Annotated in this window: 22 protein-coding genes; 7 read left to right on the top strand and 15 right to left on the bottom strand. The window is 42.5% G+C overall.

Going from position 1 to position 20480, the window contains the following annotated elements; translation table 11 throughout:
- The first annotated feature begins 22 nt into the window (after positions 1–22).
- Complete coding sequence (locus tag ACOQOA_RS08960) at positions 23–775, top strand: maleate cis-trans isomerase family protein (protein WP_420548304.1); 753 nt, start codon at positions 23–25, stop codon at positions 773–775.
- Here the strand turns inward: ACOQOA_RS08960 and ACOQOA_RS08955 are convergent.
- The 4 genes from ACOQOA_RS08955 to ACOQOA_RS08940 form a co-directional block, all read right to left on the bottom strand.
- Positions 772–1971, bottom strand: coding sequence for an alpha/beta hydrolase (locus tag ACOQOA_RS08955; protein ID WP_420548303.1), 1200 nt, complete (start codon positions 1969–1971; stop codon positions 772–774). The genes ACOQOA_RS08960 and ACOQOA_RS08955 overlap by 4 nt on opposite strands.
- A gap of 126 nt (positions 1972–2097) precedes the next feature.
- On the bottom strand, positions 2098–2670 hold the full coding sequence (locus ACOQOA_RS08950) for an HD domain-containing protein (RefSeq protein WP_420548302.1): 573 nt from the start codon (positions 2668–2670) through the stop codon (positions 2098–2100).
- 30 nt (positions 2671–2700) lie between these two features.
- The gene (gene tmpA / locus ACOQOA_RS08945; RefSeq protein ID WP_420548301.1) at positions 2701–3804 is read right to left on the bottom strand and encodes a 2-trimethylaminoethylphosphonate dioxygenase; all 1104 of its coding nucleotides are present in this window, start codon (positions 3802–3804) and stop codon (positions 2701–2703) included.
- A 135-nt stretch (positions 3805–3939) separates the two neighbouring features.
- Positions 3940–4701, bottom strand: a complete 762-nt coding sequence (locus ACOQOA_RS08940; protein WP_420548300.1) for an SDR family oxidoreductase — start codon at positions 4699–4701, stop codon at positions 3940–3942.
- Positions 4702–4988: 287 nt separating this feature from the next.
- On the opposite strand from ACOQOA_RS08940, the gene clpB reads away from it, so the two are divergent.
- Positions 4989–7586 carry an ATP-dependent chaperone ClpB gene (clpB, locus tag ACOQOA_RS08935; protein WP_420548299.1) on the top strand — a complete coding sequence of 866 codons (2598 nt, stop codon included), beginning with the start codon at positions 4989–4991 and terminating at the stop codon, positions 7584–7586.
- Positions 7587–7656: 70 nt separating this feature from the next.
- On the opposite strand, the gene ACOQOA_RS08930 is transcribed toward clpB, so the two are convergent.
- A complete protein-coding gene (locus ACOQOA_RS08930; RefSeq protein WP_420548298.1) occupies positions 7657–8340 on the bottom strand; it encodes a hypothetical protein in 684 nt (227 codons plus the stop codon).
- 227 nt (positions 8341–8567) lie between these two features.
- Between ACOQOA_RS08930 and ACOQOA_RS08925 the strand changes: the two genes are divergently transcribed.
- Positions 8568–8978 carry a hypothetical protein gene (locus ACOQOA_RS08925; RefSeq protein ID WP_420548297.1) on the top strand — a complete coding sequence of 137 codons (411 nt, stop codon included), beginning with the start codon at positions 8568–8570 and terminating at the stop codon, positions 8976–8978.
- Between the two features lie 12 nt (positions 8979–8990).
- Here the strand turns inward: ACOQOA_RS08925 and ACOQOA_RS08920 are convergent, their stop codons facing one another.
- Positions 8991–9689, bottom strand: coding sequence for an NnrU family protein (locus ACOQOA_RS08920; protein ID WP_420548296.1), 699 nt, complete (start codon positions 9687–9689; stop codon positions 8991–8993).
- Between the two features lie 105 nt (positions 9690–9794).
- On the opposite strand from ACOQOA_RS08920, the gene ACOQOA_RS08915 reads away from it, so the two are divergent.
- The 3 genes from ACOQOA_RS08915 to ACOQOA_RS08905 all read left to right on the top strand — a co-directional run bounded on the left by ACOQOA_RS08915 (position 9795) and on the right by ACOQOA_RS08905 (position 11403).
- Entirely contained in the window at positions 9795–10103 is a 309-nt protein-coding gene (locus tag ACOQOA_RS08915; protein ID WP_420548295.1) for a hypothetical protein, read from the top strand.
- An 80-nt stretch (positions 10104–10183) separates the two neighbouring features.
- Complete coding sequence (locus tag ACOQOA_RS08910) at positions 10184–10474, top strand: DUF3253 domain-containing protein (RefSeq protein WP_420548294.1); 291 nt, start codon at positions 10184–10186, stop codon at positions 10472–10474.
- Between the two features lie 5 nt (positions 10475–10479).
- Positions 10480–11403: a DMT family transporter gene (locus tag ACOQOA_RS08905; RefSeq protein ID WP_420548293.1), complete on the top strand. Its 924-nt coding sequence runs from the start codon at positions 10480–10482 to the stop codon at positions 11401–11403.
- Between the two features lie 62 nt (positions 11404–11465).
- On the opposite strand, the gene folD is transcribed toward ACOQOA_RS08905, so the two are convergent.
- Complete coding sequence (gene folD / locus ACOQOA_RS08900) at positions 11466–12359, bottom strand: bifunctional methylenetetrahydrofolate dehydrogenase/methenyltetrahydrofolate cyclohydrolase FolD (protein WP_420548292.1); 894 nt, start codon at positions 12357–12359, stop codon at positions 11466–11468.
- Positions 12360–12536: 177 nt separating this feature from the next.
- Positions 12537–12821 (bottom strand): YggT family protein, encoded by a 285-nt coding sequence (locus ACOQOA_RS08895; protein WP_420548291.1) that lies wholly within the window; start codon positions 12819–12821, stop codon positions 12537–12539.
- 189 nt (positions 12822–13010) lie between these two features.
- On the opposite strand from ACOQOA_RS08895, the gene ACOQOA_RS08890 reads away from it, so the two are divergent.
- The gene (locus tag ACOQOA_RS08890) at positions 13011–14219 is read left to right on the top strand and encodes a zinc ABC transporter substrate-binding protein (RefSeq protein WP_420548290.1); all 1209 of its coding nucleotides are present in this window, start codon (positions 13011–13013) and stop codon (positions 14217–14219) included.
- A 19-nt stretch (positions 14220–14238) separates the two neighbouring features.
- Here ACOQOA_RS08890 and ACOQOA_RS08885 read toward each other — a convergent pair whose 3' ends face one another.
- From ACOQOA_RS08885 to ACOQOA_RS08855, 7 genes are read right to left on the bottom strand one after another with little or no spacing between them, the layout of a single operon-like run.
- Positions 14239–15897 carry a hypothetical protein gene (locus ACOQOA_RS08885; RefSeq protein ID WP_420548289.1) on the bottom strand — a complete coding sequence of 553 codons (1659 nt, stop codon included), beginning with the start codon at positions 15895–15897 and terminating at the stop codon, positions 14239–14241.
- 5 nt (positions 15898–15902) lie between these two features.
- A complete protein-coding gene (locus tag ACOQOA_RS08880; protein ID WP_420548288.1) occupies positions 15903–16589 on the bottom strand; it encodes a hypothetical protein in 687 nt (228 codons plus the stop codon).
- A complete protein-coding gene (locus ACOQOA_RS08875) occupies positions 16586–17809 on the bottom strand; it encodes a hypothetical protein (protein ID WP_420548287.1) in 1224 nt (407 codons plus the stop codon). The genes ACOQOA_RS08880 and ACOQOA_RS08875 overlap by 4 nt, the downstream gene beginning before the upstream one ends.
- Positions 17810–17851: 42 nt before the next feature.
- On the bottom strand, positions 17852–18457 hold the full coding sequence (locus ACOQOA_RS08870) for a hypothetical protein (protein ID WP_420548286.1): 606 nt from the start codon (positions 18455–18457) through the stop codon (positions 17852–17854).
- A gap of 36 nt (positions 18458–18493) precedes the next feature.
- Positions 18494–19099: a hypothetical protein gene (locus ACOQOA_RS08865; protein WP_420548285.1), complete on the bottom strand. Its 606-nt coding sequence runs from the start codon at positions 19097–19099 to the stop codon at positions 18494–18496.
- Between the two features lie 33 nt (positions 19100–19132).
- Entirely contained in the window at positions 19133–19534 is a 402-nt protein-coding gene (locus ACOQOA_RS08860) for a hypothetical protein (RefSeq protein ID WP_420548284.1), read from the bottom strand.
- 42 nt (positions 19535–19576) lie between these two features.
- Complete coding sequence (locus tag ACOQOA_RS08855) at positions 19577–20470, bottom strand: hypothetical protein (protein ID WP_420548283.1); 894 nt, start codon at positions 20468–20470, stop codon at positions 19577–19579.
- Between the last annotated feature and the right edge of the window lie 10 nt (positions 20471–20480).

The raw sequence follows: 20480 nt of genomic DNA, 5'->3' as shown, positions 1-20480 counted from the left end.
AGGTGCAGTGGGAGTCACATGAATGGAAATTACCAAAATCAATCCTGACTATCAGAAATCTGAATATTTTGACGGCAAGAAATTAGGCCTGATTGCGTTATCGACTGATCATATTATCGAAGATAATTTGCGCGATATGTTAAATGACTTTGATGTGTCTATCCTAACCAATCGGATTATTTTTGATGGGCAGGTTACAGAGGATAGCTTGGCCGCAATGGCACAAGATTTGGAACGTGCAACCCATAACTTATTGCCTGATAAGGCGGTTGATGTAATTGCCTATGGTTGTTCTTCGGGCACCGCAGCGATTGGGGAAGATCGATTGCGTGAAGAAATCCAAAAAGTAAAACCAAGCGCAAAAGTAACAAACCCCATCACCGCGGCGGCAGCAGCATTTAAGGCATTAGATGTGACAAAACTGTCTTTATTGACACCTTATATTCCGGATGTGAATAGAAAGGTTGGAGAAACCTTTGCAGCAAAAGGATTGGAAATTTTGAACATCGCGGGATTTGGTGTTCTGGAAGATGCAGATATCACCCGTATTGATCCGGCTGCCATTGTAAAAGAGGCGAAGGCCTGTCTGCATCCTGCGGCAGAGGCCATGTTTTTATCTTGTACTGCAATGCGATCTATTGAGGTGATAGAAGTTCTAGAAAAAGAATTATCTATTCCTGTGGTGAGTAGTAATCAGGCAATCGCCTGGCATGCAATACGTTTAATGGGCTATACAAACATATCTGATAAATGGGGACGTTTGTTTCAACTTTAGTTTTGGGACGCTACCTGATCTTCAATACCTAAAGTTTCATAGATTGAGCCAATCATCTCGTTGAAATATGGATTATAGGTGAGGCGCCCATGGATTTTACTATCTTCAACATATCCATAATGAGAATACCAGATTTTGGCGCCTCTTAAACATGCGTCTTGTTGTTCGGGTGTTTGTCCATTCTCACAAATGCGAATAGAAGCGTTGGTTCCGTAATAGGGGTTATCCGGACTAAATAACGGTGCCATATGAGAGCCTGTTGAAATGCGTTGTTTAGGCAATGTCATGGGAAACTGATCAATGCGTGGATTTTCCTTTATCGGATCACCGAGCCACACCATACGACTATCTGGATGGGTGAATTGCGTGTCAAAGATATGTCGGATGTTATCCGTATCAACAACACTGTCATCTTCGGCTAAGGCGATGAAGACAGGTTTGTTATATTCTCCATATCCTTCTAGTCGATCTGTCACCACGTTAAAGGTTTCCGCATATAAAGCGCCACCATGGGTCGGTAGCGAATTATAACGTATAAAGTTATCTTCCAATTCTGCATCTGCCCAAGGCATGACCTCTTTCACCCATTTTGCCAATTGGATCATGGTTGTGCTTTTTGGCTTAAAAGCTGGGGAAAATAATAAAAGTCCAGAAATATCGTCATCTTGTAAGGCGTAATTTGTTACAAGATTAGCACCTGTTGAAAAACCACCCATCCATATTTCATCTACTTCCTGTTTCATCAAAGCAGCGTGATGTTCGACCAAGAGTTTCCAATCCTCATATTCAGGAAGCATCAAATCGGCTGGTCGACTTCCATGGCCGGGAATAAGAAGGCTTCGAACTAGATATCCTTGTTGAACCAGTTGGTCGGCGACATCATGAAAACTATAGGGGGAGTCTGCCAGACCGTGGATTAATAAAATACCTTTATTCGTTGGATGATCTGGGCGCTTTTCAAAGGGTGAGTTTGCGTTAAGTTCAGCAACTAAATCTTCACTGATGAACGCACGGTTTTTACTTAACCAGTCACGTGTTTCTGAGATGTATTCTGCATAGCTATCTTGCGTATAGGGGGGTAAAGATTCATTGGGTGTAAAACTTGCCGTATTGGGTACAGACGAACAACTGCCTAATGCCAGTAAAGCAGTAGCGCCAGCAAAATTCCGTAATGATTTCCCAAGAGTCAGTTTCATAACCATAAATCCGATTGCACATTTCCTATACGATATAGGAAATGGAATTGGATTATCTAGGGATAAAAAAGTAAAACCCGCCAAGAGATATTACTGGCGGGTTTAAAGTAAAATATCATCAATTGCTTAGTTCAGCAGAAATTTTTCCATTAAACTACGATATTCTTCGATTTTTGGTGTTTCAACACCATCAACTTTACCTGCTTCTTCGAAGCGGCGCAGATCTAGTGCGTCTTTTAAATGTGGGCTTTCTTCAAACTTTTTCACTTCCTCAGCCGACATAGGGCCGCCTTGAAGCTTTAAGGAATGAACAGAAGCTTCAGAGAGTTTGCCGAAATAGTCTGGTTCAACGGCGCAAAGATAACGTTTTGCATCCACATGCATACGAACAGGTTCGGTTACTTCTGGTGGATAAAATTTTTTCAGGAAATCATCTGCAACATCTTCATGGCGACTATCGATCCCATGATCGGCACAATCAAAATCATAATCATGCATAAAATGACCAACATCATGAAGCAAGCTTGCAAGGATCACAGATTCTTTTGCCTCAAACTGATCCGCAACAACGGCGCATTGCAACATATGGTCTGATTGTGTGATGGCCTCACCAAGATATTCATCTTGCCCACGTGAATTAAACATGTCGATTAGGAAATCAACCACGTTTTCTTTGGTAACTGTTTTATGATCCTGCATTTTTAATCTCTCTTTTTTTGATGAGTTATTTTACTGCTTAGCTTCCCAGATATTGATCCAGCTGTTTAAGGAATCCTTATCTGCGTAACTGCCTTGAAGATGGCGTTTTCCGCCGGCAAAACCTTTGCGCCCATGCAATACACGTTCATTGTCAAATAATACAAGTTCACCTTGTTTTAGTTTGAATAGAACTTCGACTTCTTCGCGGTGTAACATATCTGCATATGCTAGTAATGCGGTATAGTAATCTTCCATTACATTTGCAGGTAAGTTCAAAGGTGCCGCAGAACGGTTGTTATAGCGAATATGGGTGAAATGACCAAAATTATCTACGCCAATAACAGTTGCGCGGTTTTTCAAATCAGCCTTCCCATCGCAGAAACGGAAATTCGCGTGGTAGCTGGAGAGTAAATCAAAATAGATCGGTTCTTCCTGACGAAGTAGTTCAGCCACTTTATATCCATCAACGAATACAGATTCACCACCATCATTATTGGATTCAAGACAATGTAATGCTTGCAAGCCTGGAACCGGATCACGATAAGGATTATCTGTATGCACATTTAAGCCTAAAGGTGTGAAGGCTAGATTGTTTGGGTTTTCTTCGGTGCGAACCTCAAATAATTTGCCGTAATTGGTTTCACGTACAAAGCCAAAACTGTTTAGAATATTCAAAACCATACCTTCTTCCTGTGGTACATTTTGAATAATGCCAAAACCATATTTACGAACAGATTTTAGCCAGTCGCACATGGCCTGTCCGCCTTTTTGTACTTCAGTATAATCATGATAGATCACTGAAAGATCTAGGTCTTTACCCCAAATTTCATATGACTTTTCAGGTGCCTGATTGTCATAGGCATATGTTTTTAACCATTCAATCGGATAGGATGATTGACGATCCCCAGCATTGAAATTGATCTTGATTGTGTCACCATCAACTTCGGCTGACTTCATGGAAAAGTCACGTGGTAATTCGGACCAGTCAAAAAGACGTTGGCCATTTTTGTGGCGTGCATCTTCTTCTAAAACGTTATCGCGCAGCCATACCGCGTGAAACTGGCTGCTGCTGCCATCCGCCCAAGTCAGGGTTAATTTATTTGGGTCAAAATCGAGACTATTTAATTGTGTCATCGCTGATCGTCTTTCAACTATCTGTAAAATCTATGGGGATGAAAGAAATTTCTTATGACTAGCCTTATAGCAGATATTGAAAGCGAATTGGAAAAGAAGTTTCCTCAAAATTGTCATGCATGCATGAATGAAAACTCATACTGTAATAAAAAGTTCATCTTCCCCAAGCCATTGGTTATGGTGATCTTCATGACGTATGTCCCATTGTTTTGACTCATAGCTAATACGATCTGTCTCTATCAATAACCAGCTGAGAAATCGACCTAAACGTTCTGGATCAATTTGTGGTGAATTTGCATATCCGGCTCCATCGGGAAAGATAGATAAGTCCGCCTCCATGCCTTGATCAAGAATGGGTGTTTTGACAGGGCCTGGAATGGCAATGCCAACCGCAGGATCCTGATTATTAAATTCTTTCTTTAAGCATTCTTGTAACATGAAAGAAGCCGCTTTTGAGGCACAATAGGCCATCGCACCCTTGCGTGCCGTCGTTGCAGACATAGACCCGATAAACAAAATACGCCCATCTTTGCCAAGGTTGGATTTCAAATCACGACTAAGAAACAGGCGAGCTTCAAGATTGGTGGCAAAAGTTTCACGCCAACTGTCCAAAGATATGTCATCTAAAGATTGGATGGGAAAAGTACCAGCACAATGAACAAGACCTGATAAAGATTGGTCTGCCAAATGGTGGATGAGTTTCTCTCGTCCTGCGATGGTTGCAATGTCGCAAGAAAAGGGGGTGATCTTTTTGGAATGACCAAGTTTTGCTGTTTCTTCCAACTTGTTCAAACGACGCCCCACAGCCAGTACAGGAATATCTTTTAAACTTAAATTGATGGCTAAAGCACGCCCAATGCCACTACCAGCACCTGTTACAATAACGATATTTGTCATGATCTTTCCCTATGCGTTTTCTTTTATGTTATGATAGGGGCGGTTAAGTCTTTTGGGCAATGATAAATTCCTGACATAAAAGCAATTTCCATGAATAAGGTTGCTTGGGTTTTTCAGGAAAAAATCCTTGAAGTAATGGTAAGTGAACCCATATATTTACTGTGGATGCCAAGAATGGGTCCACATCTAGAAACGGGTTTAATGCCAAGAATTGGGTTAGGCCTTAAGGACAACTCTACAAAGATATCTTGCCGTATGGACGGGGGATGTCAGATATGAGGTTGAATATGAATTTTGAAAATTTCACAGATCGCTCTCGTGGTTTTATTCAGTCTGCACAGACTTTGGCGTTACGCAGTGATCATCAACGTTTTACCCCGGAACATTTATTAAAAGCTTTATTGGAAGACCAAGAAGGTCTTGCATCCGGCTTGATTGAATCTGCAGGTGGTAAGGCAAAGCAAGCATTGGACGCTGTTGAACTTTCCTTATCCAAATTACCAAAAGTACAAGGTAGTGGCGCTGGGCAGTTACATCTTGATCCAAGCCTTGCCAAATTATTTGATCAGGCAACCCAGATAGCTGAAAAAGCAGGCGATAGTTTTGTAACCGCAGAACGATTATTGTTAGCCTTAGCCATGGCAGAAGGCACAGATGCGGCAGAAGCTTTGAAAAAAGCAAAAGTATCCCCGCAAAGTCTTAATCAGGCAATTAATGAAATCCGCAAAGGGCGCACGGCTGATAGTGCCTCTGCAGAAGATAAATATGATGCGCTTAAGAAATATGCGCGCGATCTGACCGAAGCAGCAGGTGAAGGCAAACTTGATCCGGTCATAGGGCGGGATGAGGAAATTCGCCGTACCATTCAGGTTTTATCACGCCGGACCAAGAATAACCCTGTTCTAATTGGCGAGCCGGGTGTTGGTAAAACAGCCATTATTGAAGGCTTGGCCCTTCGTATTGTGAATGGTGATGTGCCTGAAAACCTGATGAATAAGAAACTGATGTCTCTTGATCTTGGGGCGATGGTTGCCGGCTCTAAATTCCGTGGTGAGTTTGAAGAACGCCTCAAAGCGGTGTTGGAAGAAATTTCTGCGGCGGAAGGGCAAATCATCTGTTTCATTGATGAACTACACACATTGATGGGGGCAGGTGCGTCTGAAGGTAGTATGGATGCGGCCAATATGCTGAAACCTGCCTTGGCCCGTGGGGAGTTGCATTGTGTGGGTGCGACCACTTTGGATGAATATCGCAAGCATATTGAAAAAGATGCGGCCCTAGCGCGACGTTTCCAAACTGTCTTTGTGGCGGAACCAACTGTCGAAGATACCATTTCAATCTTACGGGGGTTGAAAGAGAAATATGAATTGCATCATGGTGTACGTATCACGGATAGTGCCATTGTATCTGCGGCGACTTTATCTAACCGCTATATCACAGATCGTTTTTTGCCGGATAAGGCGATTGATTTGGTGGACGAAGCCGCGAGCCGCCTTCGTATGGAAGTTGATAGTAAACCGGAAGAAATTGATGAGTTGGATCGCCGTATCATCCAGTTGAAGATCGAACAGGAAGCTTTGAAAAAAGAAAAGGATGCAGCTTCCAAAGATCGTTTGGCTAATCTGGGCGTTGAACTTGCGGATATGGAAGAGAAATCCTTTGATCTTACGTCCAAATGGCAGGCGGAAAAAGCTAAGCTTAATGATGCAACCAGTATCAAAGAGCAGCTGGATCAAGCACGCGCTGAATTAGAGCGGGTACAACGTGACGGTCGTTTTGATCGTGCGGGTGAATTGGCCTATGGCGTTATCCCAGATTTGGAAAAACGCCTGCTAGAAGCAGAAGCTGCTAATGATCAGGCCATGATTGACGAAGAAGTACGCGATCAGGATATTGCTGCTGTGGTCTCCCGCTGGACAGGTGTGCCCGTGGACAAAATGCTGGAAGGTGAACGTGAAAAGCTTCTGGCAATGGAAAGTAATCTGTCACGTCGTGTAATCGGTCAGGGAGAAGCGATTGAAGCTGTATCCAATGCAGTTCGTCGTGCCCGTGCAGGCCTTCAAGACCCGGACCGCCCTATTGGATCTTTCTTATTCTTGGGCCCAACAGGTGTCGGCAAGACCGAACTTACCAAAGCTTTGGCGGAATTCCTGTTTGATGATGATCAAGCCATGGTGCGGATTGATATGTCCGAATTTATGGAAAAACACGCCGTTGCCCGTTTGATTGGGGCACCTCCGGGATATGTGGGGTATGATGAAGGTGGGGTGTTGACCGAAGCCGTCCGTCGCCGTCCGTATCAAGTTGTTCTGTTTGATGAGGTGGAAAAAGCACATCCAGATGTGTTTAACGTCTTGTTGCAAGTTCTTGATGATGGCCGTTTGACGGATGGTCAGGGACGTACAGTCGATTTCCGTAATGTGTTGATCATTATGACATCTAACCTTGGGTCGGAACATCTGGCGCAACTAGCGGAAGGTGCGGATACAGAAGAAGCCCGTGCCTCTGTAATGGAAGTGGTGCGAAGTCATTTCCGTCCGGAATTCCTGAACCGTTTGGATGAGATTTTACAATTCCATAAATTGACCCGCGACAACATGACCGGGATTGTGGAGATCCAGTTGCGTCGCTTGCGTCGTTTATTGGAAGATCGCAAAATCACTTTGGATTTATCGGATGAGGCCGAAACGTGGCTTGCCAATAAAGGTTATGATCCGGTTTATGGGGCGCGTCCGTTAAAACGGGTTATCCAGACCTATCTCCAAAATCCGCTTGCGACCAAAATCTTGGAAGCTACTGTGAAGGATGGTGAAACCGTTAAGGTATCCGTAGAAGGTGATAGCATCACTTTAAATGGTGACGTGGTTGAAGCTAAAGCGGCTTAAGATTACTACGTTTAAGCACCCGAATGTAACGCAGAAGCCGGATGAATTTCCGGCTTCTCTTATGTGTCGGTCAAGTGGGGATGTCATGTATATCTATCAAGATCCTAGCCATTTGTGATAGCATTTCTTGCATTGCACTTTTGCGTTTTGGCGTGGCCACAAAAACAAACCATTTGTCTTTGCGAGCATAGCTGAGAAAGACGGTTTGAAATTTGTACCCTAATTTAGTGGTGATGGTGGCAATAGATTCCGAAATGCGTGTTTTGGAATCTTGTCCCAGATAAATTCTATCTGTTGTGGTAAATTTAGCGCCTGACTTTGCCCATTTTGTCTTCATTGATGTTAGATAATCTTCATGGCTCCAATAGGCGTCATTTATCACATTAATTGCTATTTCACCGAATGAATTTTCTAACTTCAAATCTAGACTATTATCTTGATCTATCGGCTGATTGAACCATTTAAAGTTATGCCTAGAAAGTGGTGCATCAAGTAAGTACGATTCATGCGAAGATCTCTGCATGAAAGTATAAGATATATCACCTGATTTCCCCTGAAAAGCTTGCCCAAAGGAAATACGATCACTCAAATCGAAGTATTTGTAGTTTTTCCTTACAGATTCAACATATTCTTCGGGAGAAACTGTGTATTTGGAAGAGCTTTTTGAAATGTTTGAACCGTGATGTGTTACTTTGCATCCTAATATTAAAAAAAATAAGAGTAAGCAGAGAAACTTTGGCGGGAATGATCTCATGGTTTTCACTATTAATTATTGCAGCTAATAACTAAAATCTATCAACTTTAGTTTGATTATCAACAACTTATTTATTGAAGTCTATAATATGCTTAATATGTCCTTAACTCTTAGATAAGTTTGGTGGCATCGACCAAGTTCTGCCAAGATACTAGATTAAGAATAAGATATATTATATACAATTGATCTAGGTAGAGGGTTGAACCTAATTCATTGGTGGGGAATTCGTGTATAAAATTATTTCAATCATTGCAGCTTTTTTTCTTGTTGTTGCGTGCCAAAAGACGATCTCAAAAGAAGAACAGTTACGTAATGTTCAGCTTAAGAAAGAGTTGAATGCACGGGTTATTCCGTTGAATTCTGATTTGTTGTTTAGAGTTCTAGACGGCCGTGGTGCGGATGATCGACCCTTTCATCTGGTGGTCTTGATCCGACAAGGTCATCAATATTGGCAAGATGCACCCCTTGCCCAAAGTGCTGATTTACTTGTGCCGACAGTTCGCGCTTTGGCAGAACAACATCTATGTAAAACAGGTATTCTTTCTGCTGATGGCGTTGTTGTATCTGCGTTGCCGGGGGAAAGTGAATATATGCCACTTCCTACCAATGCTGTTCAGGTTAAATGTATTCCTGCCTAAGGTTTAACAATTTTATGAAGGCATCAATGCAATGCCCGCGATTGTTTCATGTCCGTAAATCAAACCGGCAAATAAAATCAACCCACCTAACAATCGCCATAAACCAATACCCTTCCAGTCAATTTTAACGCGTTTTTGAATGGCGGCATGAAAGGGGAATATGGATGTGGTTAAGGCAATGACACCCCAGGCTGGATGATCGGATCTACGTTGATCAATATGTAACATGCCCCCAATGGAAAGGATGAGAATACCAATGGCAATAATCATAGTTGAACGATCCCCATTTGATAATAAATGACCGATCGCCCAGAGGCTGGTCGCCATTAACATTGGATGACGCGTAATGGTAATAATACCTTTTGGAACATTCCCATTTGGATTGCTGTCATTTAAAGACTCTTCACCCCCCACCATAGTTGGGCTTTTGGTGGTGAGGGAGCAGAATAAAAGAATACAAGCCGGTAGCATCAAGATTAAAGTACCAAACCGCATAAACATCGGGGGTTCCCAGATCGGTTGATAAAAGGCATTTCCATAAGACACCAACATCCATGCAAATGTCAGAAAACTGATGATGGAATAGGTAATCCGAAATCCCTTATCACCGATTTTTGATATAACAGGTGTTCGAATGGCTGTACTTGAAAGCAAAAAATGGCTAAGTACAAACAAGGCTGTGGCGAATGCCAGATTATCACTTACATCCATGGGTGGGCTCCAATCCCGATGAGTTTACCTTATCAGCCTATATATGGTTTTTATGTTTTAATGACTGCTAATATGCATCATGACAGGATTCGGGTTGGAAAATCTATGAGAAATAGTCTGAAATCACTGATCGATTTTACTATGCGCCGTATCATGGGCTTTGGTGGGGATGTGCCTAGGACCGAAGATGTGCAAAATTCTATTTTGAAGTTATTGCAAGATCACGGAAAGATTGAAGCAATTCAAGTCGTTGAGTTGCTTTATAATAACCATGCGCGTGACAGAATGGTGCGAGAGGTCTTGCAGGCTGCGCAAATTCTGGTAAATCATGGGCAGATATTGGCTTTTGATGCAGATAGACGGATTGATCCCGTCTATGGAAATGAGGCCACTCAATTTAAGCTTGTCCTGTAAATCATAAATTCTGGTCCTAAATTGGACCTATTCAGGATATATAGAAATAACTAATCTCTTGCGGATAAGGAGCCAGACAGATGGCAGACACAGATGAAAAACCTTTGGACCCAGTTGCGGAAATGATCTTAAGCACACTTTCCCGTCTGGAAGAAGGTGAATTGATGTCACCCGAAAATCTGGCAAAGGCAGTTGCAGAATTCAAACGTAAGCCAAAAGATGGACCACAGCTATGGCGTCGTTACTTCAATGCGACCAAACAACAGGCAATTTTCCTGGCCCGTCAGGGTAAAGTGGAAATTATCCGTAAAGGAGAGGTAGCAGACCCGAATGATCTGAAAGGACTTTGGAAAGTTCGGATAGCTAAATAGGATATATGGACAACACAAATCGTATTGAAGCCTTTGTATTGGGCATCGGCTTCTGCCTGTTATGGAGTTCCGCCTTTATTGCAGGTAAATTTTCGATTATCAGCGCACCTCCTCTTGGTTTTTTAATGGTGCGCTTTTTCTTTGCCACGGGTTTAATGTTATTAGTCATCCGTCTTTTTCAAGCAAAGAGAGAAAAAACATCTTTAAAATTTACATGGCAGGAAGTCTGGGTTGGTTCCTTGCTCGGTCTGTTAAACAACGCGCTTTATCTTGGGCTTTGTTTTATTGCGTTTAAAACGACAGATGCGGGGGTTGTTGCGTTAATTGCCTCTGCAATGCCTTTGGTAACTGCGGTTTTAGCAAAGCCAGTTTTGGGTGAAAGCTTTACTTTAAGAAAATTTATTGGCCTGATCCTGGGTATCTTTGGCGTTTGGTATGTCTTGCAAGGCCGTGTGAACCTGGATGGTGGTTTGGATCCTTTTGGAATTACAATCACCATCATTGCAACGATTTGTTTGGGATTGGGAACAATCACCTATCGTAAATGGGGGACAGGGCAAGATACCTTGAATCTAAACCTGTTTCAGATGATTTCCTCTGCCGTGATTTTACTGCCGATTTCATATGTGATGGAAGATTGGGGTGTCTTCAGATTAGATGAATATCTAATTGGGTCGATGGCTTATTCGGCGGTGTTTATTTCCATTGGCGGGTTGTTGATGTGGTTCCGTTTGATCAAATTAATAGGCGCGGGTGCAGCTAGTAGTTTTCATTTCCTAAATCCCGGCTTCACCTTGATTATGGCTTGGGCGATTTTAGGGGAACCCATTGTGGGAACAGACCTGTTGGGGCTTATTCCCGTCGTAATCGGGATTATCCTTGTGACATGGACAGGACTTCCAAAAGTAAAGGTTTTAAAAACCACATGAGCAAAAATAAAAAAGGCGGCTCAAAACTGAACCGCCTTTTCTAATTTATAACGAAATCGCTATTACATTTTTGGTGCTTCTAGGCCATTTTGTTGGCAAGCAGCTGTTAATGTATTTACCAATAGGCATGCGATTGTCATCGGGCCAACACCACCTGGTACAGGGGTAATTGCAGATGCTTTTTCAACAGCAGATGCAAAGTCAACATCACCCACCAAACGTGTGCCACCTTCTGGTTTCTCGATACGGTTAATGCCAACGTCGATCACAACAGCACCGTCTTTTAACCATTCGCCTTTAACCATTTCCGGACGGCCAACAGCCGCAACGACGATGTCAGCTGCGCCAACTTCTGCAGGTAGATCAGCTGTACGGGAATGGGCAACTGTCACGGTGCAGCTTTCTTGAAGCAACAAGTTGAACATTGGTTTGCCAACAATGTTGGAACGACCTACAACAACGGCCTTTTTACCTGATAGATCACCATCGAAATGATCACGCAACATCAAGATACAACCCAATGGAGTACATGGAACAAGGCCACCAGCCATGCCAGTGTTTAAACGGCCCACATTGATTACATGGAAACCATCAACATCTTTGTCCGGGTTGATTGCAGACAAAACAGCTTCTTCATCAATATGTTTTGGCAAAGGAAGCTGAACCAAGATACCGTTTACTTTTGGATCATTGTTCAATTCTTCTACTTTTGCCAACAAAGCGTCTTGAGTTGTGTCTTCAGACATTTTGAACTCAAAGCTTTCCATGCCGGCTTCGACAGTTTGTTTGCCTTTGTTGCGTACATAAACTTGAGAGGCAGGATCTTCACCCACCAAAACAACAGCCAAACCCGGTGTGATGCCGTTTTCAGATTTCAATTTTTCAACACCCGCAGCAACTTTTTCGCGGATATTTGCGGCAAAGGCTTTACCGTCAATAATCTTTGCGTCAGACATATTTATAAGTCCCTTGATGACAATATAGAATAAAAGCGCCTCACGTAGAGGCGCAGGGGATTAATGTGTTTCAGATAGAAACACGGAATTCTCACACTGTTTGCATCTTAGGGTTCCAAGCTATAGAAACCCTCTTTTTTTGCGACGCATTTCAGCCGGATAACGTCTATCTTTTCCTTAGATGCGACCTGCAAATTCAATCAATAGGCGTTGTGCAAACATCAATAGTAAAATCAACACAACTGGTGAGATATCAATGCCGCCGATATATGGGATTACCTTGCGAATTGGACGTAAGGCGGGTTCGGTAATTTTGTAAAGGAATTGACCAATCTGGTTTACAAATTGATTACGCGTATTCACCACATTGAAGGCAATTAACCAGCTTAGAATTGCGCTGCCGATCAATACGTAAATATAAAGATTAATCACTGTATAAATCAGCCAGATAATAGAACCCATGAATTTGTCTTTCTTTCTAAGTCAATCCGATTGGAAATTAGCATAGAAATATCATATAGGCGGCGCAAGCATTCTGTTCAAGCTTACACGTATTTTCATCTCTATTTATGTTGGTAATAAAAATGACTTGCACCTAAAATTGTTATGTTATAACAAAACATGACTAATTGATTTTTCCGAAATAGGTTTATGATGCAGAAACAATTTATGGCCGCTTTGGCTGCTGGTTTACTCTCTTCTTCCATGTTGTCATCCGCATATGCAGCGGACAAACCGTTGATTGTGACAACAATTCCACCCATTCAAGGTTTGGCTGAAGCTTTGGTTGGTGATTTGGCAGAGGTGCAACCATTGTCAAACTCTGGCGCGACACCACATGGTCGTACTTTGAAGCCAAGCGATGTTCGTAAGTTGACAAAGGCAGATATGGTTGTTCAGGTGGGCCCTGTTTTGGAAAGCTCTATCCAGAAAGTTCTTCATTCAAATGTTGAGGATGATCACATCCTGACATTGGAAGAGATCAGAGGAATTCATCTGTTGGAAATCCGTGAAGGTGGTGTCTGGGGAGAAGGTCATAATCATGATCACGACCACGGTCATGGCGACCACGACGATCATGCAGAGGAAAAGCATGATGATCACGGGCATGAAGACCATGCTGAAGAACATCATGACGAACATGGTCACGATGATCATGCACATGAGGAACACGGCCATGATGACCATGGTCACGAAGATCATGCGCATGATGAAAAAGAACATAAGGACCATGATCACGCCGAACATGAAGGTCATGACGACCATGATCATGAAAAACATGCCGAACATGAAGAACATCACGATGAACACGGGCATGAGGAACATTTCTCTGGTGATGGACATGCACATGATCCGCATCTTTGGTTGAGTGTCAAAAATGCAAAGATGATGGTTGATGCAATGGAAGCACAGCTTGTAGCGCATTCCCCAGAATTGAAAGACGGTTTGGCAGAAAGAAAAACTGCCCTTATTGCAAAGCTTGAGCAGCTAGATCAGGATTTATCTGCTCAATTGGCAGGATTAGGGGATGTAAGCTATTTGGTATTCCATGATGCATATCAGTATTTCGAAGACAGCTATGGCTTGAAACCGGCAGGTGCTGTTTTACTTGATCCTGAGAGAAAACCTGGCGCAAAACGTCTTTCTGAATTGCGTGAATTTGTCGAACATAACAATGTAAAATGTGTTTTCACAGAGCCACAATTTAAACCAAAATTAGTAAAGGTTCTTCAGGAGGATACCAACTTGAAAACCGGCGAGTTAGATCCAATCGGTTTTGGTTTAGAAACAGGTGGTAATCAGTATTTTGAATTGATGCAGAATTTATCTACATCATTAAAAGGGTGCTTAACTAAATAATTTCCTCCACCCACTGAAATTAGTTATGCACCTGATAAGGCAATATGGTTAAACTGACCCGACTCAAGTCCATATTGCCTAATCTGTCGAAAAAGTCGCCCGCTGTGGCGGCTTTTTCTATGGTCTGATTTATGCTTTCCCCTAAGCGTGGTGCTAAGGATTGGAAGTCGAAATATTCGTTGCTGGCAATGATTACGATAGCTTCCTGATCTTCTTTATTACCTCTGATTGGCATGGGTGCTGTCATTAATTGTGGCTCATCAGGGCGAGGCAAGATCAAAGGGCGCCCTTTGGTTAAGGCAACGGCTTGTTGATCTTTGGTCGGATAGATACGGATCATGCTGCCATCTGCAAACCAGCCGTAAATACCCACATTTGTATGTCCTGCAGAGGATAGATTGATATGGATTTTATCTCCCGCTTTATAAGATGTTTTATTTAGCTTGGCTTGAATAGTCGGTGATAACTTCGTGCCAATGGCTTTGACTTCCGCATGTAATTCAATTGCAATATTTTTTCCGTTGTTTGTCGCAGCCAGATCAACAATACTTTCCTTGATCGGAATGCCGAATTTTAAACTATTTAGTAGAATAAGAGAGGCTTCGGCTTCAGTGGCAATTTTTTCAAAAGCAGGGGCGGGCAAACCGGATGCCTGAGAAACTGCCCGGGCACGGGCAAGATTAATGGCACCACGTCTGGCGGCATCTGCATCTAATTTATCAGAAATAATTGCTTCGCCTGTCGCTGTAAAAATTTGACCCAAATTATGGTTCACATTTGTCACTTCTGTTTTTGGCAAAGAAGAGGCTTTGATAAGACGACTGCCAGAAGTCACAATTTTTCCATTATTTTGCAGGGTCACATGTAATTCGTATACATCGACGCTAGTTTTGTTAAGTTCGCCTTTTAAGCTGTATTGTTGGGATAACTTTGCAGGTGGTTTTAATGCATCGTTTAGAACTCTGTTGGCTTCGTAACTTTCAAGAGCAGATTTATAAATTTTTCCAACTTGTTTCTGTAATTCGCCAGACAGTCTGTTTCCCAAAAGCTGAGACAATTCGGTTTCGCGTCCGCTTTGCATATCAACAATGACAGGGCGATAGGTTGAATGTAGATCAGAAACTTGTGGTGCTAGATTTAGAGCCAAATTTTCCAACGCATATTTGTAATCGGTAGCCCCTTCTTTTTGAAGATCGAAAGGGACTTCAATCTCGCGTGTAGAATAGGTAATGGCATTTTGTAAATCTGACGCTACGCAAGAAAGCCGAATTGCATTCGCTAAGCTTTGCGGGTGACAAATGATTTCGATATCAGCTTGTGCAGCTTCCAACAATTTAGTCGGATTTGCCATATAATATTCTTCACGTGCCTGCAGCAATTCCTTCATATGGCGTTGGTCGATATAATGAAACTCACCAAAATCTTTGTATTTATTCAACGCCGTATAAAACTGAAGGTAAAGCTTATCAGCGGCCTGTGGGTTCAAAGAAGTTTCACCTTTGAAGAAAGGACGAAATCCGATTTTGACACCTTCGCGATAGGCAAAGATATCATTGGTGATATTACGTGCCAGCTTGTTTAACTGCTTTGTTGTGTCTGCCTCTTCGGCAAAAGCGATTTGCGTTAAAAAAGGAACAAGTGTTAAGGAAAGACCTAGAAGTAAAGATTTAAATTTCATGTTTCTTAATAGCTGCTTAGCGGATCACGAAGGTTTGGAAGTGTGGCTAGAATACGACGTGCTAAATCATCTGCCAAGGAATGATGTATATCATCGTCAAATGCGAGACTATTTGCTTCAAAAATAGCAACAGCTGCATCAAGTGGTGTTAAAGGTAAACCACCATTATGACGATCAGCTATATGACGTCCGCGCCATAAAATATCATCACTTCCATTAGTCGTGATTCGTGCCTCAACACCTACGGCTTTACGCGACCAAAAGAAAAGATAATTCCCCTGATCATCCAACGGATGTAGCGAGATGAAATGATAACAATTTCGATTGGCTTTCCAAACCTGACGATCTGATTGATGGTTGAGATCAAACGCCAATTGACGACTAAGTGTGTCACGGTCTTGTGGGCCAATGACCCGGTTTACTTTGCTATAAAGATGTCGGGTAAAGGCAGCTTCGATCGTTTTTGAAGTTTTAAGGGTTGTACCATTTTCATCAACAATCGGTAGAACTGTAATACATTCAGGTGCTTGTCGGAAATATTCTTCCTCTAGTTCAAACTGGACTTCACGTTGGAAGAAAGAGGTTGAAATTTCTTTCCCCTGATAATGTGTCTCACGGGTAGAGTTACAGGCGGATATCATAACAGTAAGGACGCTAAGGCATACAAGATGTAGGATGGATATATATTTCATGCCCAGCCTCCACAATTTCTATAGAGCGGGGTGAAATCAATGCGTCCGCTCACCGATATACCATCAACACGGATATTTTCCAGATGTAATTTGCCATTACTTAAGGCATATCTGCCCTGAATATCATTGGCTTTTAAATATTGATCTCCGATCAGTTGTTGAAGCCCGCCAAGTAAGATTGCGTCAGATTGGCGTGGGAATAGACGGACAGGCGGTAAGTTGCCGTGCAAATTATTCTGACGCTGGATCTGGCGAAGTTGTGTGCGTTCTTCACTTGGTAGGCGGCCGGATGGTTGGCGTAAGAAACCACTATAGAGATCCGGATTTAAATCCCAGCTACCTGCTTCATCTGCTTTATAAAAAGTTGATTGTGTCAGGATGGCACTTACCATGCCATAACATTGTGTGAGATGCGCATAAAGGCGCTCACGGCTTTGAGCATCTTCAGGCCAAATAATTTGAATGGCTGGTCCTTGTCCATGTTCCAACACTTTCAATAAGCTTCGGCCTGTTTGAACGGCTTCACGGTTTTTAATACTTGCTGTGATCGTCGCACGGGCAGTTTGGGACTCTTTAGCAGTCGGGTCATTCTGTGGTTTAAGTGATTGATTTCTTAGACTATCTAGATCGGATTTATCCAGTCCTGGTTCTGCCATCCATGTTGATTGATGCTTCGTTTGTTCATCAGATCTAGTTTCGGTCATTTCAGATAAGGGCTTTACCTTTTCAACAGGTTGATCCGACGGTTTATGATCTGCGGTCTCTTTAAGCGTTGTTACCTTAAATTGATCGGTTTGTTTTGAGGGTGCTGTTTCGGATACTTGTAAGGTAGATTTTACCAATGTGGGTTTTTCCACATTAGACTGAACTTGCAATGGCTTTATAGTTTTGATTTTTGCTGAAGTAATTTCTTCTTTTGGTGGCGTATGGGCCATAACCTCTTGTGTCACTTCTTCAATTGGATCAGGTGTAAGATCCTCAGATACTTCCATTGGTGGTGGTTCGGGTAGTGTAATTGCCGCCATGTTCATTTGTGGAAGTTCGGAAATGTCGAGTTTGGGAATAGACGGCGTCTCTGTGAATTTTCCTTCAGGCGCAGGTTGAGGTGTATCACGTGGTTTTTCTGCGATATTTGGGGAAAGTTTGATGATCAGAAGAGTGGCAAGGCATAGCATTGTCACCATTCCGATCAGATCTTTCTTATCAAACTTTTTACCCATTTATTTTCTCCAGCACGATGCATAAGAATTGTCTCTAAATTCTTAGTTAGACAAATCTAGAAACATTAACTCCAGGCTATTAACCAATTTATCTAATTCTTTCTGACGAGATTGTGGGGTCATCATTGTTTCCCCTTCTGCCAATTGAACATTGTTAGAGGCAGCAGCAATTTGAACAGGCATATTGCTATTTTCTGGTATTCCTAAGCCCCCGGTTTCAACAGACGGCGCATGTGTGACAGGTGTTTTTACCACAGTTGTTGGCAACTCTTCTTCGATGAGATCACTTGTTGTGTCATCAACTTGTGAAACATAAGGTGTTTCATTCGCTTCAACGATGCTTTCTTGGATAGATGCAGGCATTTGTTGATTGGCTAATGCATCGGCAACGGCAGTTGCAACAATTGTCTTAATATCGTCTTCAGATAAGGGCTGAGAGTTTGTTTCCTGACTGGCCGTGATCATTTCAGCGATCAATGGGCGCAAATCCTCCGCATTCAGTGATGCCAATGTTTCTTTTGCTTCGTTAAGTTCCGGTGCTGTGCTAGCAGCAAACTCGTCTTTAGCCGAAGTAAGACCTAGCTCTTCACCAAAAACAAGATAACCTAAAGCAGCTGCGACGGTGATATTAAAGATTAGAAATTTCATGATCTTCATCCTTATAATTTATCAGATGGTGATTGGTTAAGCTTGGTTTTCCAATATCGCTTCACTGTTTTTGGTCATGATATGTGCATGACTGATGAGAAGCGCCCCCCGTAACAAAGCGGCAGTTGGTAAACCAATAACAGTCGTCATAAATGCCAATGAGAATTGTGCTGTCAGACTGCGAATGACGTCTTGAACAGTTTCTGGTGTAAGGGCTTGTTCGGATAATCCACCAATACCAAGGCTGATCCCCAATAAGGTGAATGTCAGGGCCAATGTGGTAATACCACCAGCCATATGCAAACCCGTTTCAAGCCAAAGGTTACAATTCGCCATATTCTTTTGGCGTGTCATATTGGCGAGGCTAAATAAACTGCCCGCAATTAAAATCGCAAGAAGGCCGATAAAACCATACCCCAAGATACTCTCTGCCCAAGATGCGATTTCCGTCACGGATGTCTTGGTTATGGCGACGGCGCCACCCAAAACCAAGACTGTTAAGCCTAGGAAGTAACTCACGGTGCGAGATAGATTTCCGGCAACGAAGCGTAATTTGTTTAAAGCCTCTGCAGATTTTTTCGGTTGAGGTGCTTCAACAATTTCAGCTTCGACAGTATCTTGTGTAAGTGACATATCTGACATAACCAGTTCCTCTATCTCGGATTTATGGATTTCTTATTGGCGGCCTACATGGGCATTCATAACGCTATTGGTTGTGATACCCATTTGCTCCAACCAGAGATCCATCATGGAAACATCTTTCTCGATGGAAGAATGGGCAAGGAAGGTAAGGTCGTAATTTTGAAAAGCTACACGGACTTCCGGTGTGTTTTTTCCTTCCAATGTTTTGTCACGCAGAACCATACGTTCCATATCAACCAAACGGTGTTTAGATGTATTGATTTTATTTGCACGTTGTTCCGCGGAAATAGAGGGATTTAACAATGTCTGAATGATTTCCGCACGTTCACGTTCCAGGTTTTCCAAACTACCTGCATGAGCAGACGTAATGGATAAAGTAGCAAAGGTTGTAATACCTAATGCAGTTAAGGTTTGTGTTACTTTGTTTTTCAACATGATCAGTCTCCTGTCATTAAAATGAGCTAGATGCTTTAACAATTAGTTTAAGAATAGATCGACGTTATCCGCCGGATCAAAGGGGCTTTGATCTTCTTCCAAAGATTCCGCCAAACCACCCAACTGGATTTCTTCTACTTCTTCAGCAAGGGCCATTGCGTCTAAGGCTACCAATTTGGCCATATAGCCAAGCAATTCATCTTTCTGATCAATAAGGGCGACTTCGGATTCACCATCCTGAATTAAACGCTTGATATAGTCTTGTTTAGAGATTGGCTCCCCATCCATTTGAGCTGATTGGTTCATCGGATGGCCTTCGATAGCCGCGGCTAACTGTTTCAAAGCCAATTCATTTTTCGCATAATCAACAGAATACTTACTGCGCTTGGCGCCAGGTTCACCGAAAACTTCCATATCAACTTTGTCAGACATGGCACTGAAACGTTGTTTTGCTTCTTCCTGTTGTTGGATCAAAGCCTGTGTTTCAGGTGTTGTACCTTGGTTGTTGCGTTCAAGTTTACGTAACAAGCGTTGATAAAACTTAATACGTGTTTCTGCATGTTTACGTTGCATATCCTGACGTTCACCCATTAAACGGATATAGGCTTTTTTCTCTGCCAGATATTGATGCTGTAACTCAATACGCAAATCACCTTCTGCCATTTCTGCTGCTTCCTGCAAATCTTTCAACGAAGCTTTCTTGGCAGCCATAGTGTCCGTATTTTCACTTAATGCAGAGGCTAAAGCGGAACTTGCGAAATCACGTTCAACGGCGCGTTTCAAATAAGTTGCTGGCATTTTAACCAGTTTCTCACTCGCGGTTGGTGCCCAATCCGCGGTAGATGCAAATACTGTTACTGGTGTTGTGGACATCACAATTGCGGCCAAAGCTGCACTGTAAATCAATGTCTTTCCGAATTTAGATGTTTTAAACATTTTCTGTCTC

This window comes from Curvivirga sp. (genome assembly GCF_965219885.1).
Lineage (GTDB): Bacteria > Pseudomonadota > Alphaproteobacteria > UBA8366 > Aestuariispiraceae > Curvivirga.
This window is presented reverse-complemented; position numbering and strand designations above follow the sequence as displayed.

Coding starts and splice junctions, on each gene's coding strand:
- ACOQOA_RS08960 (WP_420548304.1), top strand. CDS start 23: ATGGAAATTACCAAAATCAATCCTGACTATCAGAAATCTGAATATTTT.
- ACOQOA_RS08955 (WP_420548303.1), bottom strand. CDS start 1,971: ATGAAACTGACTCTTGGGAAATCATTACGGAATTTTGCTGGCGCTACT.
- ACOQOA_RS08950 (WP_420548302.1), bottom strand. CDS start 2,670: ATGCAGGATCATAAAACAGTTACCAAAGAAAACGTGGTTGATTTCCTA.
- tmpA (WP_420548301.1), bottom strand. CDS start 3,804: ATGACACAATTAAATAGTCTCGATTTTGACCCAAATAAATTAACCCTG.
- ACOQOA_RS08940 (WP_420548300.1), bottom strand. CDS start 4,701: ATGACAAATATCGTTATTGTAACAGGTGCTGGTAGTGGCATTGGGCGT.
- clpB (WP_420548299.1), top strand. CDS start 4,989: ATGAATTTTGAAAATTTCACAGATCGCTCTCGTGGTTTTATTCAGTCT.
- ACOQOA_RS08930 (WP_420548298.1), bottom strand. CDS start 8,340: ATGAGATCATTCCCGCCAAAGTTTCTCTGCTTACTCTTATTTTTTTTA.
- ACOQOA_RS08920 (WP_420548296.1), bottom strand. CDS start 9,689: ATGGATGTAAGTGATAATCTGGCATTCGCCACAGCCTTGTTTGTACTT.
- ACOQOA_RS08915 (WP_420548295.1), top strand. CDS start 9,795: ATGAGAAATAGTCTGAAATCACTGATCGATTTTACTATGCGCCGTATC.
- ACOQOA_RS08910 (WP_420548294.1), top strand. CDS start 10,184: ATGGCAGACACAGATGAAAAACCTTTGGACCCAGTTGCGGAAATGATC.
- ACOQOA_RS08905 (WP_420548293.1), top strand. CDS start 10,480: ATGGACAACACAAATCGTATTGAAGCCTTTGTATTGGGCATCGGCTTC.
- folD (WP_420548292.1), bottom strand. CDS start 12,359: ATGTCTGACGCAAAGATTATTGACGGTAAAGCCTTTGCCGCAAATATC.
- ACOQOA_RS08895 (WP_420548291.1), bottom strand. CDS start 12,821: ATGGGTTCTATTATCTGGCTGATTTATACAGTGATTAATCTTTATATT.
- ACOQOA_RS08890 (WP_420548290.1), top strand. CDS start 13,011: ATGATGCAGAAACAATTTATGGCCGCTTTGGCTGCTGGTTTACTCTCT.
- ACOQOA_RS08885 (WP_420548289.1), bottom strand. CDS start 15,897: ATGAAATTTAAATCTTTACTTCTAGGTCTTTCCTTAACACTTGTTCCT.
- ACOQOA_RS08880 (WP_420548288.1), bottom strand. CDS start 16,589: ATGAAATATATATCCATCCTACATCTTGTATGCCTTAGCGTCCTTACT.
- ACOQOA_RS08875 (WP_420548287.1), bottom strand. CDS start 17,809: ATGGGTAAAAAGTTTGATAAGAAAGATCTGATCGGAATGGTGACAATG.
- ACOQOA_RS08870 (WP_420548286.1), bottom strand. CDS start 18,457: ATGAAATTTCTAATCTTTAATATCACCGTCGCAGCTGCTTTAGGTTAT.
- ACOQOA_RS08865 (WP_420548285.1), bottom strand. CDS start 19,099: ATGTCAGATATGTCACTTACACAAGATACTGTCGAAGCTGAAATTGTT.
- ACOQOA_RS08860 (WP_420548284.1), bottom strand. CDS start 19,534: ATGTTGAAAAACAAAGTAACACAAACCTTAACTGCATTAGGTATTACA.
- ACOQOA_RS08855 (WP_420548283.1), bottom strand. CDS start 20,470: ATGTTTAAAACATCTAAATTCGGAAAGACATTGATTTACAGTGCAGCT.